Annotated in this window: 13 protein-coding genes; 9 read left to right on the top strand and 4 right to left on the bottom strand. The window is 65.6% G+C overall.

Going from position 1 to position 12,901, the window contains the following annotated elements:
• Window positions 1–2 precede the first annotated feature (2 nt).
• A complete protein-coding gene (locus B5D62_RS19095; protein WP_170921021.1) occupies window positions 3–998 on the bottom strand; it encodes a Bug family tripartite tricarboxylate transporter substrate binding protein in 996 nt (331 codons plus the stop codon).
• Between the two features lie 162 nt (window positions 999–1,160).
• On the opposite strand from B5D62_RS19095, the gene B5D62_RS19100 reads away from it, so the two are divergent.
• The 3 genes from B5D62_RS19100 to B5D62_RS19110 are packed head-to-tail and all read left to right on the top strand — an operon-like array spanning window position 1,161 to window position 4,944.
• Complete coding sequence (locus B5D62_RS19100) at window positions 1,161–3,257, top strand: 3-hydroxyacyl-CoA dehydrogenase NAD-binding domain-containing protein (RefSeq protein WP_085935532.1); 2,097 nt, start codon at window positions 1,161–1,163, stop codon at window positions 3,255–3,257.
• Window positions 3,258–3,263: 6 nt separating this feature from the next.
• Window positions 3,264–3,761, top strand: a complete 498-nt coding sequence (locus B5D62_RS19105; protein WP_085935533.1) for a hypothetical protein — start codon at window positions 3,264–3,266, stop codon at window positions 3,759–3,761.
• Entirely contained in the window at window positions 3,754–4,944 is a 1,191-nt protein-coding gene (locus B5D62_RS19110) for an acetyl-CoA C-acyltransferase (RefSeq protein WP_085935534.1), read from the top strand. Before B5D62_RS19105 ends, B5D62_RS19110 begins: the two co-directional genes overlap by 8 nt.
• Window positions 4,945–5,288: 344 nt before the next feature.
• Here the strand turns inward: B5D62_RS19110 and B5D62_RS19115 are convergent, their stop codons facing one another.
• Together B5D62_RS19115 and B5D62_RS19120 are read right to left on the bottom strand one after the other, a co-directional pair.
• Window positions 5,289–6,479, bottom strand: a complete 1,191-nt coding sequence (locus B5D62_RS19115; RefSeq protein ID WP_170921022.1) for an MFS transporter — start codon at window positions 6,477–6,479, stop codon at window positions 5,289–5,291.
• A complete protein-coding gene (locus B5D62_RS19120) occupies window positions 6,461–7,144 on the bottom strand; it encodes a GNAT family N-acetyltransferase (RefSeq protein WP_170921023.1) in 684 nt (227 codons plus the stop codon). The genes B5D62_RS19115 and B5D62_RS19120 overlap by 19 nt, the downstream gene beginning before the upstream one ends.
• A 22-nt stretch (window positions 7,145–7,166) precedes the next feature.
• On the opposite strand from B5D62_RS19120, the gene B5D62_RS19125 reads away from it, so the two are divergent.
• The 3 genes from B5D62_RS19125 (at window position 7,167) to B5D62_RS19135 (ending at window position 9,394) form a co-directional block, all read left to right on the top strand.
• Entirely contained in the window at window positions 7,167–7,769 is a 603-nt protein-coding gene (locus B5D62_RS19125; RefSeq protein WP_231714869.1) for a bifunctional transcriptional activator/DNA repair enzyme AdaA, read from the top strand.
• A gap of 299 nt (window positions 7,770–8,068) precedes the next feature.
• Window positions 8,069–8,740, top strand: coding sequence for a DUF4410 domain-containing protein (locus tag B5D62_RS19130; protein ID WP_085935537.1), 672 nt, complete (start codon window positions 8,069–8,071; stop codon window positions 8,738–8,740).
• Window positions 8,741–9,001: 261 nt separating this feature from the next.
• Window positions 9,002–9,394: a VOC family protein gene (locus B5D62_RS19135; RefSeq protein WP_085935538.1), complete on the top strand. Its 393-nt coding sequence runs from the start codon at window positions 9,002–9,004 to the stop codon at window positions 9,392–9,394.
• Window positions 9,395–9,398: 4 nt separating this feature from the next.
• Here the strand turns inward: B5D62_RS19135 and B5D62_RS19140 are convergent, their stop codons facing one another.
• Window positions 9,399–10,565, bottom strand: a complete 1,167-nt coding sequence (locus B5D62_RS19140; protein ID WP_085935539.1) for an alpha-hydroxy acid oxidase — start codon at window positions 10,563–10,565, stop codon at window positions 9,399–9,401.
• Between the two features lie 70 nt (window positions 10,566–10,635).
• Between B5D62_RS19140 and B5D62_RS19145 the strand changes: the two genes are divergently transcribed.
• The 3 genes from B5D62_RS19145 to B5D62_RS19155 all read left to right on the top strand — a co-directional run bounded on the left by B5D62_RS19145 (window position 10,636) and on the right by B5D62_RS19155 (window position 12,896).
• Complete coding sequence (locus B5D62_RS19145) at window positions 10,636–11,079, top strand: GNAT family N-acetyltransferase (protein WP_085935540.1); 444 nt, start codon at window positions 10,636–10,638, stop codon at window positions 11,077–11,079.
• A gap of 86 nt (window positions 11,080–11,165) precedes the next feature.
• Window positions 11,166–11,963 (top strand): phytanoyl-CoA dioxygenase family protein, encoded by a 798-nt coding sequence (locus B5D62_RS19150; protein WP_085935541.1) that lies wholly within the window; start codon window positions 11,166–11,168, stop codon window positions 11,961–11,963.
• A 3-nt stretch (window positions 11,964–11,966) separates the two neighbouring features.
• On the top strand, window positions 11,967–12,896 hold the full coding sequence (locus tag B5D62_RS19155; RefSeq protein WP_085935542.1) for a glutathione S-transferase family protein: 930 nt from the start codon (window positions 11,967–11,969) through the stop codon (window positions 12,894–12,896).
• Window positions 12,897–12,901: the final 5 nt, after the last annotated feature.

The raw sequence follows: 12,901 nt of genomic DNA on the forward strand, positions 1-12,901 counted from the left end.
GTCTATTCCGGCTTGATGCCGAGCGCCACGATCATCGGGATCAGCGACGCCTTCAGCGTCTCGTAGTCGGCCGTCACCTCCTCATGCGGCATCGGCTTCTCCGTGAGGCCGAAGCTTTCCATCATCCGCCGACCCGGCTCCGAATCGGCAGCCGCCACCCACAGGTCGGACATGCGCTTGACGACCTCCTTCGGCGTGCCGGCCGGCGCCGCGAGGCCGAGCCAGCCGCGCACGACGAAGGCGTCGTCCGTGAAGCCCTGCTCGATGGTGGTAGGCACGTCGGGCAGCTTGCCGGCACGCACCCGGCTCGGCGCCGCGATCGGGCGGATCTCGCCCTTCACCAGCAGCGCGTTCATTGCCTGCGGGCTGCCCATCGCCGCCTGGAGCGAGCCCGCGCCCATGTCCTGCCACATCGGCGCCTCGCCCTTGTAGGTGACGATCTCCATCGACAGGCCGAACTTCTCGTTGAGGTGCTGCGCCAGGATATGCGCCGACGAGCCGAGCGCCCACGAGCCGAAGTTGACCTTGTTGGTCTTGGCGTAAGCCACGAGCTCCTTGAGGTTGGTCACCGGCACCGACTTGTGCACCACGACCGGCAGTACGCCCGACGACATGCCGGAGACGAGCACGAAATCCTTGTCCGGATCGAAACCCAGATTCTTGAACATGGCGCGGTTCTGCACCAGCGTGCTCGAGACCGTGTGCAGGAAGGTGTAACCGTCGCCGTTTGCGCGCGCGACCTGCGCGGCGCCGATATTGCCCGAGGCACCGGGGCGATTGTCGATGATGACCTGCTGACCCGTCGCCTGCTGCACCGCCTGGCCGAAAGCCCGCGCAATGCCATCCGTCAGGCCGCCGGCGGGGAAGTTCACCACGATGGTGACTGGCTTGGCGGGCCACATCGCCTCCGCGCGCGCAATGAACGGCGCGGCGACGACGGGACCTGCGACGGTGACACCGGCAAGGCCGCGCAGAACGGCTCTTCTTGTTTGCTTCATTCGCTTCACTCCCTGTGTGCTAACGCCAGTACGCATAGACCAGGCAAAGCGGGAAAGGCCAGACGACTCTCCGCAAGGCGAAACCACTGCCCGCTGGGCGGCGCGCCTCGGGATTGCTAAGACCGTCCACCTTCTACGGTCTTCACGATAGGAAAGAAGCCCATGTCCGACGCAGTGCTTCGCTCCACCCAGGGGCGGATCGGCATTCTCACGATCAACAATCCACCGGTGAACGCGCTGGCCGCGGCGGTGCGCGACGGCATCAAGGCCGGCATCGAGGCGTTCGGCGGCGATGCAAACATCGACGCCATCGTCCTGATCGGCGGCGGCCGCACCTTCATCGCCGGCGCCGACATAAGAGAGTTCGGCAAGCCGCCGCAGGGCGCCAACCTGAACGACGTGATCGCCGCGATGGAGAACTGCCCCAAGATCGTGGTGGCGGCATTGCACGGCACGCCGCTGGGCGGCGGTCTCGAGACCGCGCTCGGCGCGCACTATCGCGTTGCCCTGCCGAGCACGCGCGTCGGCCTGCCGGAAGTGCATCTCGGCCTGCTGCCGGGTGCCGGCGGCACGCAGCGCCTGCCGCGCCTCACTGGCGCCAAGTACGCTCTCGACGCCATCCTGTCGGGCCGGCACATTCCCGCGCCCGAGGCGAAGAACAAGGGCATCATCGACGCGCTGGTCGAGGGCGACGACCTGCTGGCCGGTGCCGTTGCCCACGCGCAGATGCTGGTTGCCCAGAACGCGCCGCGCCGGCGCGTGCGTGATCTCACGGTCACGCTGGAATCGCCCGACCTGTTCGCCGAGACCGAGAAGGCGATCGCCCGCCGCGCCCGTGGCTTCAAGGCGCCGTGGAACATCATCAAGTGCGTCCAGGCCGCCTGCGAACTGCCGTTCGACGAGGGCATGAAGCGCGAGCGCGAACTCTTCGTGGAGCTCCTGACGTCCCAGGAGTCGGCGGCGCAGCGCTATTACTTCTTCGCCGAGCGCGAGGCCGCCAAGGTACTCGACGTGCCGGCCGATACGCCGCAACGCCCGATCAAGACCGCCGGCATCATCGGCGCCGGCACGATGGGCGGCGGCATCGCCATGAACTTCGCCAATGCCGGCATCCCCGTCACCATCCTCGAGGCGCAGCAGGAAGCGCTCGATCGCGGCCTCAAGACGATCCGCACCAACTACGAGAACACCGCCAAGCGCGGCGGCATGAAGGCCGAGGATGTCGAGAAGCGCATGGCGCTGATCACGCCGACGCTCTCCTATGACGGTCTCAAGGACTGCGACGTCATCATCGAAGCCGTCTTCGAGACGATGGAAGTGAAGGAAGGCGTCTTCAAGAAGCTCGACGCGGTCGCCAAGCCGGGCGCCATCCTGGCCACCAACACCTCCGGCCTCGATGTGAACCAGATCGCGAGCTACACGAACCGCCCCGGCGACGTGATCGGCATGCACTTCTTCTCGCCGGCCAACGTCATGAAGCTCTTGGAGAACGTGCGCGGCAAGGCGACCGAGAAAGACGTGATCGCCACCGTGATGTCGCTCAGCAAGAAGATCGGCAAGATCCCCGTGCTGGTCGGCGTCTGCGAGGGCTTCGTCGGCAACCGCATGCTGCGCATGAGGGGCATCCAGTCGGCCTACATGCTGGAGGAGGGCGCGCTGCCGCAGCAGGTCGACAAGGTGCTGTACGACTTCGGCTTCCCGATGGGCCCGTTCGCCATGAGCGACCTGGCCGGCAACGACGTCGGCTGGCGCATCCGTCAGGGCAAGAACGAGAAGGAGAAGCGCAACGTGCGCTACTCCGGCTATGTCGCCGACGCCATCTGCGAGCTGGGCCGCTTCGGCCAGAAGACCGGCTCCGGCTACTTCAAGTACAACCTGCCCGACCGCACGCCCATCCCCGATCCTGAGGTCGAGGCGATCATCGAGGAGACGTCGAAGAAGCTCGGCATCACCCGCCGCGCCATCTCCGACCAGGAGATTCTGGAGCGCACGCTCTATCCGATGGTGAACGAGGGCGCCAAGATCCTGGCCGAAGGCATGGCGCAGCGCTCGCTCGACATCGACGTGGTGTGGGTCAACGGCTACGGCTGGCCGGTCTATCGCGGCGGCCCGATGTGGTGGGCCGACAACGTGGTCGGCCTCAAGACCATCCACGACGCGCTGATGAAGTATCGCGACGCGTCCGGCGACCCGTTCTGGGAACCTGCACCCCTGCTCAAGAAGCTGGTGCAGGAAGGAAAGAAGTTCTCCCAGTTGTAGGCCGAAATGCCAAGCGATCCGCCATTTTGGCATACCGCGGTCGCGGCGGAGGATAAGGTTTCCGTCGCGTTTCCCGGCAAGCCGGAAGCAGACACACAAAAGCACGTCTATCCCGATGAGAATCCGCCTCGGACCGTGTTTGTCCATGCGCTGTTCCTTAAACCTGCTATGGGAACTTCCTATTTCGTTATTTGGCAGAAGCCGACTTTCGAACCAGGTGATCCGCAAGCGGGAGTAGAAGCCCTGAAGACTTTTGACTCTAACTTCACCGTCGAATTCGAACTCCACGGCAGAGAGATCGAGGTCGAGGGAGTTCAGGGCCTGGAGGCGACATGGCCGACCACGACCGGATATATAGAGCGTAAGCGCGTGTTCCTTGTGGATGGCATCGCCATTGAGCAATGTTACGAAGGATGCGCAGGCACCGAGAATTCTCCCGATGTCGAGAAGTTCTTTTCATCGCTAAAGTTCCATCTGAAACCTGAGAGGAAAACCAATGGCTGATGCCGTCATCGTTTCAACCGCCCGCACGCCGATCGGAAAAGCCTTCCGCGGCATCTTCAACGACACCCACGGCGCCGACATGGGCGCGCATGTGATCAAGCACGCCGCCGAGCGCGCGAAGGTCGAACTGGGCGAGGTCGAGGACGTGCTGATGGGCTGCGCCGCGCCGGAAGGCACCACGGGCTCCAACGTCGCGCGCGTCGCGGCGATCCGCGCCGGCGCACCGGTCAGCGTCTCGGGCGCGACCGTGAACCGCTTCTGCTCGTCGGGCCTGCAGACCATCTCGATGGCGGCCCAGCGCGTGCTGGTCGACAAGGTGCCGGTGATGATCGCCGGCGGCCTCGAGTCGGTCTCGCTGGTTCAGGGTCCGCCGGGCGGGAACAAGAACCGCCTGGTCAATCCCTGGGTGCAGGAGCACGTGCCGGGCATCTATCACAGCATGATCCAGACCGCGGACACGGTGGCCGCCCGGTACAAGATCAGCCGCGAGGCCCAGGACGAATATTCGCTGCAGAGCCAGCTGCGCACGGCAGCGGGCCAGCAGGCCGGCAAGTTCGACGACGAGATCGTGCCGATGGAAACCACGATGCTCGTCACCGACAAGAACACGGGCGAGACCTCCAAGAAGACGGTCAAGCTGACCAAGGACGAGGGCAACCGCCCTGATACCAACATCGAAGGCCTCGCCAAGCTGCAGCCGGTCATGGGCCCGGACAAGTGGATCACGGCCGGCAACGCCAGCCAGCTCTCCGACGGTGCCTCGGCGGCCGTGATCATGAGCGACGCCGAAGCCGCCAAGCGCGGCCTGAAGCCGCTCGGCATCTACAAGGGCCTGGTCATCGCCGGCTGCGAACCGGACGAGATGGGCATCGGTCCGGTCTACGCGATCCCCAAGCTGCTGAAGCGCTTCGGGCTCAAGATGGACGACATCGACCTGTGGGAGCTGAACGAAGCCTTCGCCGTGCAGGTGCTCTACTGCCGCGACAAGCTCGGCATCCCGAACGAGAAGCTGAACGTCAACGGCGGCTCGATCTCGATCGGCCATCCGTTCGGCATGACGGGCGCCCGCTGCACCGGCCACGCCCTGATCGAGGGTCGTCGCCGCAAGGCCAAGAACGTCGTCGTGACAATGTGCATCGGCGGCGGCATGGGCGCTGCCGGCCTGTTCGAGGTCGTGCACTAAGCGTCTCCCGGCCAGAGACTCATCGTTGCCTTCTCCTGTGATCGGGGGAAGGCCACGCGAACGACCGACGGAGGCTTCCCGCTCCTTCCCTTCTCGTCGGAAGCCTCGAATGCCGATGACATAAGGTCTATCGGCGATTCTTCCCGGTCTCCCCGCCTCCCTTCCGCTCTCACAAAAAATCCTCGCGAGGATTGCCGTAAATCGGCGGCCTGGCGCGCTTTTGCACGATTCCTCGCGAGGCTCGCGAGCTTCGCGAGAAGCACGACAGGCGGGCGGAAAATGAACGGATTGGCAGCGATCGGATCATGGTCGCCACCTTACGCTCGCCTCGTGCGCACTCCCTATTATGGTCGCGAACGCCCGCCCGCGACGACGATCGCTGCCAGAACCTGTACCGCCGCCGCGAGCGCGAACGGCACCAGGTAATCGTGCGTGCTGTCCTTCAGCCAGCCGAGCACGACCGGCGCGAAGGCAAACAGCGCCTGGTTCATGGCCGTGACCAGAGCCACGACCGTACCGACATCGACGGCGCAGAACTCGCGTTGAGCGATCACGGGCGGCAAGGACACGAGGTTGCCGACGCCAAGGCCGAACAGCACACACCCCAGCGTGAGCTGCGCCAAGCCGGCGCCGAACGCAAGCATCGACGTCCCTATGGCTTGGGTCACGAGGCTCGCCGCACCGAGGAGCCGTGCGTCACGTCCGCCGATCAGCCGACCAACCAGGACACGGCCGAAGATGGCACAAATCGTCGTCAGGCTGACGGCGGCGGCAGCCAGGCTTGGCCCGAGCGGCGGCGTAAGCCGGGCAATCAGATGCGCGAACATGCCGATCTGGGCGAAGAGGCCAAGCGCGAAGGCTGCCGACAGGGTGAGGAAACGCGGCATGCGCATCAGCCTGCCGCGCGTCGTGGCCGCCGCCTGCCGCAGGTCGATAGTCTTGGCGCCAGGGGACTCCCACAGGAAAGCCCGGGCGAGCGGACACAGCACCGCCACCATCAGGGCCCCAAGGATGGTGGTCGCCCCGCCAAGACCGAACCGCGTGATCAACACCATCCATAGGGGCACGAACGCGACGCCGCCGACGCTGGCGCCATTGAAAGCCAGGCTGATCGCCCTCGGCCTGTTGCTGGTGAACCATGGAGACACGATCGCATTGAGCGCCGCGCCGCTCGTCGCCGCCCATCCGGCCGCGCTTAACAACACTGCTGGTCCGATCTGCCAGAGCTCGTGGGCATGGCCCCAGGCCGCGGCGCCGGAGGCCGCCAACAGCGCGCCGGCGAAAGTCACGCGCCCCACGCCGAAGCGGCGATAGGCGTCCGGCAACCACGTGATGAGGATCGCGCTCACGAGAAAATGCGCCGAGACGGCGGACGAGACTGTCGAGATCGACCATCCCTGAGCCTGGTGCAGCGACTGAAGGTAAACAGCCGGTCCATAGAAGCCGACACCCCAGCCGAACACGGCGACGACAAACGCCACCCAGGCGACGCGCCATCCTTCCCGGTTGGCGACGATCACCTCGGACGCCGCCACAGGACGAAAATCTCCCGACGCACCGTGAAGCCAAGCTTCCGGTAGAGCGATACCGCCGCCCCATTGTCCGGTCGCACATGCAGGAACGGCACCTCGCCGTCAGAAAAGGCCTGCCGCATCAGCGCCAGGGTCAAGCATTGGCCATATCCTCTTCCGCGTGCTTCCGGATGCACGCAGATCGCGCTCAACTCGACATGGCCCGGCGGCCGCAAGCGCTCTCCCGCCATGGCCATCAACCGGCCGCCCTCCTTGATGCCGAGGTAGCGACCGAGTTCCGGCGTGCGCGTGCCGAAGGGACCCGGCCTGGAGCGTTCGACCAGTTCGAGCATTGCCGGGGTGTCGGCCAGTGAGAGAGGAGCGACAGCACGCTCCTCCTTCATGGCCGCCGACGGACCGACGGCAATCATCTGCAGCATCGGGAATGCGTCGACTTCCTCCCATCCTCCCGGCATGGGCTCGTTCAGCGGCCGGAACAGCCGGGCTTCGCTGCCGCGCGGCAGGTCGAGCGCGAGATCGGCGTAGGAGCCGTCGCTCGCATCGACGATGGCCGAGAACGGCGCCATGTCGCGCGGATAGTGAGCGGCGCGCTCCTGCAGCGTTGCATGCCGACGGTGCGGACCGGTGAGGGCGTGCCAAACCGGATTGTCGAGAACGTTGATCGTCATGACCGGCGAGCTACCATGAGGTGTGAAAACCAGCTCGCCGGAATCGGACTCCATCCTCCCGCTCGCCCCAGCGATCTGCGAGCGCGCCCGTGTACGGCGCGATCGCCGGTTCGATGGCCTGTTCTTCAGCGGCGTGCGCACCACCGGCATCTATTGCCGCCCGGTCTGTCCGGTCCGTCCCGCGCATGGCCGCAACGTCATCTTCTTCGGATCGGCGGCGGCGGCGGAAGGCGCCGGCTTCCGCCCTTGCCTGCGCTGCCGCCCGGAGACCGCGCCCTTCTCGCCGGCCTGGCAGGGATCGCGGGCAACGGTGCATCGTGCGTTACGCTTGATCCGCGACGGCGTCCTGGACGACGCGGGGCTTGAAGCACTCGCCGACCGGCTGGGTGTCGGAACGCGGCATCTCGACAGATTGTTCAAGCGTCATATCGGCGCCAGTCCACTTCAGGTTGCCCGCACCTATCGCGTGCAACGGGCCAAGCGCCTGCTCGACCAGACGTCTCTCCCGATGCCGGAGATTGCCTTCCGCTCTGGATTCACGAGCTTGCGGCGCTTCAACACCGTGTTCGCCGAAGTGTACGGCCGTCCGCCGACGGCCATCCGTCGGGTCGCAACGCGATCCTAGCGGTAGTGGCCGCCAACTGCGGGCCTCCGGCTTTACCGTCACCAGCGCAGCGCACCTTCGCGCCTTCAGCCTCACGAAAATCCGAGCCGTCCCCGCGATCGCGCGATGCCGCTGGCTGCAGGCAGCGCGCGCGGGCCCGAAATAGAGTCAGAAGATCAGCAGCTTCCGCTCTTCGTGCTGTGCGCTCAGCGCCCCTGGGGAACGTGAGTAGAAAGGCGGAGCCCTGCGCATAACATTCGAGTCACTGCCTGACGGCAGCGCGACAGACTTCTCCGGAAATACAGCTGTGGAGACTTGCCATGGGCGAGACCCCTCTCCGCGCCGTCCGCTTCGGACGCGTTCCCCTCTTCCTGACCGCCACGCTTCTGCTCGGCGCCTGTTCGACGGCGCGGATCGTCTCGGCCGAGGATGTCTCCACCGGGGTAAAAACGCGGCCCCCCGCCGTCCATGTCGTCGACTTCGACCTGCCCGGCGATGCGGTGAAGTCGCAATCGTTGCGGGCCGTGCTGCCATTGCATACCCGTCTCGAGCAGGCCAAGGCGCAATCGCTGGTCGACAAGCTCAGCCGTTCCATCGTCGACAACCTGCAGAAGAAGGGAATTGCCGCCGACCGCGTGACCGGGAACCAACCGTTGCCGCCCGGCGGATGGCTGGTCCGCGGCGTCTTCACCACCGTCGACGAAGGCAATCGACTGGCCCGGGCCGCCATCGGCTTTGGCGTCGGAGCAACCGACGTGGAGGTCTCCGCGTCGATCGAGCGGCTATCACCGGCAGACGCACCCACCCCGCTCTACCGCCTGCAGACCGATGCCCGGAGCGGCAAGATGCCAGGTGCCGCCGTCACCTTGAATCCTTACGTGGCGGCCGCGAAATTCGTCCTCGATGGACGGGATCTCGACCGCAGCGTCAGCGAAACGGCGCAGAAGATCGCCGACGAGATCTCACGCCAGGTCAGGGCCGCCGCCCATTGACGGCCTCGATCTCCCGCACCTCCTCACAGGTAGGATGCGTCACCCAGAGCGTAGCCACCCGAAGGGCGGCGCAGCCGAGGGGCCCGTCCTGGCCATGCTCCATTCGATGTTGGCGCAGAAAATGGGTCCTTCGACTGCGCCTCGCTACGCTCGGCCCCGCTCAGGACGACGGAGAAGCTTTGCCACCTGCGATTGCGCCGGAGCTCCCATAAGCGGTGATCGCAGAGGAAAGGCCGACGATGACTTGATAGGGTCGTCGTCATGTTTTCGCATGTTCATATCGGCGTCACCGATTTCGCCCGCGCCTGGCGTTTCTATCAGGCGGTCCTTCCCCTTCTCGGCCTGCAGGAACGGTTCAGCGAACCGGAGCGCGGTTGGGGCGGCTGGCAATCACCGGGCCACGACAGGCCGCTGTTCCTGGTCGGCCGCCCCTTCGACGGTCGCCCCGCCGATCACGGCAACGGCCACATGACAGCCTTTCTCGCCGGCGATCGCGAGACGGTGGACCGGGTCTACAAAGCAGCCCTCGCGGCCGGAGGGACGTCCGAAGGCGAGCCGGGACTGCGGCCGCACTACCATGCCAACTACTACGGCGCCTATTTCCGCGATCCCGACGGTAACAAGCTCTGCGTCTGCTGCCACACGCCAGCCTGACGCTTCACCGCCGGTTACGCCGCAATTCCTCCTCGTCCTTCCACATCATGAAGTGCGGGCCGAGATCGGCGATCTTGGTGGCGCCGATCTGCGCCATGGTGAGATCGATCTCGCGCCGGAAGATCTGTAGCGCCGTCGCGGCACCGGTAACACCGCCGGCCGTCACGCCATAAAGCGTTGGCCGTCCGACGAAGCAGTATTTGGCGCCAAGGCAGAGAGCGACGACGGCGTCCATGCCGCGCCGGATGCCGCCATCGAACATCACGGTCATCTTGTCGCCGACGGCATCGCGGATCGCCGGCAGCACCTCGAGCGGCGACGGAGCGATGTCGAGCTGCCGGCCGCCATGGTTCGACACCATGATGCCGTCCACTCCCAGCGACCAGGCCCGCAGCGCATCGTCCGGATGCATGATGCCCTTGAGGACGAAGTTGCCCTTCCATAGCTGGCGATAGCGCTCGACATGCTTCCAGGTCATGGGCGCACGGTTCTGCTGACCGACGAAGTCAGCGACCGCATCCGCGCTCTTGCCCGGCGCGTACTTCAGCCAGTTGTCGAACATCGGCGTGCCGTGCCGCATCCATTCCAGCATCCAGCCGGGATGGCGCAGGGCCTCGAACTTGCCTTTCCAGCTCAGCCGCAGCGGCCGACCGAAGCCGTTGCGCGTGTTGCGCTCCCGGTTGGAGCCTTCGGGGACGTCGACGGTGAAGACCAGGGTCTTGAGACCGGCATCGGCGGTACGCTTGATCATGTCCTCCGACACGCTCTGGTCCTTGGCGGAATAGAGCTGGTACCAGCCATGGTCCGGCGCGATCCGGCCAAGATCTTCGATCGAGCCGGTGCTCGAGCCCGACATGATGAAGGGCACGTTGGCCTCCCGCGCCGCTTCGGCCAGCATCAGGTCGGCGCCGCGCCGGAACAGGCCGGCAAGCCCCGTGGGGGCGATGCCGATCGGACTCGAATAGGTCCGCCCGAACAGGGTGGTCGACTGGTCGCGCACCGACACATCGACCAGGTAGCGCGGAACGATGCGGGCCTTGCGGAAGGCCTGCTCGTTGGTGACCAGCCCGACCTCGTCGTCCGTCCCGCCTTCGATGAAGTCATAGGCAATCTTGGGCAGCCGTTTCTTGGCCAGCTTTCGCAGATCCTCGATATTGACGACACCATTCATGCGCTTCTCTCCCATGGCTGCGATCTTGCCGCGCTTTGCCGGATCGGACCAGCGATGTTAGACGAGGCGCATGCAAATCAGACATCCGCATAAGGGGGACGAAGCCCATCTTGCCCACCTTCTCGAAGAGCATGAGCATCACTACGGCAATCCCGTCGCGCACGGCACCGGCCTGCCCGGCGCGGCCTTCCTGATAGCCCCGCCGGCCGGCGGTCCGATTTGCCTGATAGCGGAGCTGGATGGGCGATTGCTCGGCTTCGCCATCCTCAATCCCTATTTCCCGGGACCCAATCTAAGCCATGGGCTGTTTCTCAAGGAGCTCTATGTGGCAGCCCATGCCCGCTCCGAGGGCGTGGGCGAGCGGCTGATCGACGCTATCCGCGAGCTGGCGCAGCAACGCGGCGTCAGTCGCGTCATCTGGACTACGGGCGAGAACAACCTCGGCTCGCAGCGCTTCTACGACCGCCTCGGCATGCGCCGTGAAAAGAAGATCTACTACGTGATGGAGCCCTGACGCGCGGTCGCCTCCCGCCGCACCGTCCGGATGACACCGACGGGCCTTTCCCTTACCGTTTGGAAAAACAAACGGAGGATGCGCCCATGGAACTCTCTGCCCAGCAGCTGGAGCAGTTCGACCGCGACGGCTTCCTGATCTTCCCCGATCTGTTTTCGCGCAACGAAGTCGCCATTCTGCGCCGCGAGGTGGCGCGCCTCAGCCAGGTCGAGGGCGAGGAGGTCGTGCGCGAGCATAGCGGCGGCGTGCGCACCATCTTCCGCGTGCACGAGAGCGACGGCGCCACGCGCTCCCAGCCCTTCCACGCCTTCGTGCGCACACCCCGCGTGCTGCGCCCGGTTCAGCAGGTGCTTAAGGACGATGCGGTCTATGTCTATCACACCAAGATCAACACCAAGCCGGCGATCGAGGGCACGGTATGGCAATGGCATCAGGACTACGGCTCCTGGATGCGCGACGGCTGCGCCCGGCCCGACATGGCCACCTTCAATCTGATGATGACGGACACCACGGAGATGGGCGGTGCCCTCTACATCATCCCCGGCAGCCACAAGCTCGGGCGCATCGAGCCCGTCTACGACGAATCGACGGCGTACAAATTCTGGGCCATGCCCAAGCAGCGCATGATCGAGATCCTGAAGAGCTCGCCCGAGCCAGTTGCGGTCACCGGTCACGCCGGAACCTGCGTGCTGTTCCATTGCAATGTGCTGCATGCGTCCGGGCACAATCTCTCGGCCGAGGATCGCTGGCACATCTATGTGTCGTGCAACACCGTCGCCAACAAGCCGCAGCTCGGGCCCAATCCCCGGCCGGACTGGGTCGTGTCGCGGAACTGGGCTCCGCTGCCGGTCGAAGCCGACGATGGCGTGCTGAAGGCGGCGTAGCTCTTGCGCCGTCCTCTCGTCCTCCATCACTACGATTTCTCCAACTTCGCCGAGAAGGCGCGATTGATGCTGGGCTTCAAGCGGCTGGCCTGGCAGAGCATCGAGCAGCCGCCGATTGCGCCCAAGCCGTTCCTCACGCCGCTGACCGGCGGATACCGTCGTATCCCGGTGCTGCAGGACGGCGCGGATCTGTGGTGCGATACGCGCCTGATCGCCCGCGAACTCGAACGGCGCGTACCCAGCCCGACATTGTTTCCGCCCGAGACCAGCGGCTTTGCCGAGGCGATCGCCTGGTGGGCAGAGCATCAGCTCATGCGTCCGATGGCACTGTTCGTCTCGGGCGTGAACGCCGACCACATGCCCGAAGGACTTCATGCCGATCGGGCGCGGCTGCACGGACTGCCCGTCCCGTCGATCGAGGCTGTGCGCGCGGCCGCCACCCGCAACCGGCATCTGGTACGGCCGCAGCTTCGGTGGCTGGCCGACATGCTGCGTGACGAACGACCGTATCTGTTGGGTGAACGACCCTGCATTGCCGATTTCGCCGGCTATCACGTCGTCTGGTTCCTGCGTGGTCGCAAGATCGATTGCCGCGCCGAGCTCGATCCCTATCCCCGATTGATCGAATGGCGCGACCGCATGGCGGCGATCGGCCATGGCAGCCGCACCGAGATCGAGCCCGCCGAAGGTCTCGAAATCGCCCGGGCAGAAACGCCGCTCCCGCCCCGCCCGTCAGATCCGCAGGAGGGCGATCCTCGCCCGGGGCAACAGGCTCGTGTGCGCCCCGCCGACAATGCCAGGGATTGGGTCGAGGGCGAGGTCCTGTTCGTCGATGCCGAGGAGATCAGCCTGTTGCGACACGATCCGGAGGTCGGCGAGGTTGCGGTCCACTTCCCGCGGCTTGGCTACGATTGGCGGTCGATGCGCGCCTGACGCGC

The organism is Enhydrobacter aerosaccus (assembly GCF_900167455.1).
Classification (GTDB): domain Bacteria; phylum Pseudomonadota; class Alphaproteobacteria; order Reyranellales; family Reyranellaceae; genus Reyranella; species Reyranella aerosaccus.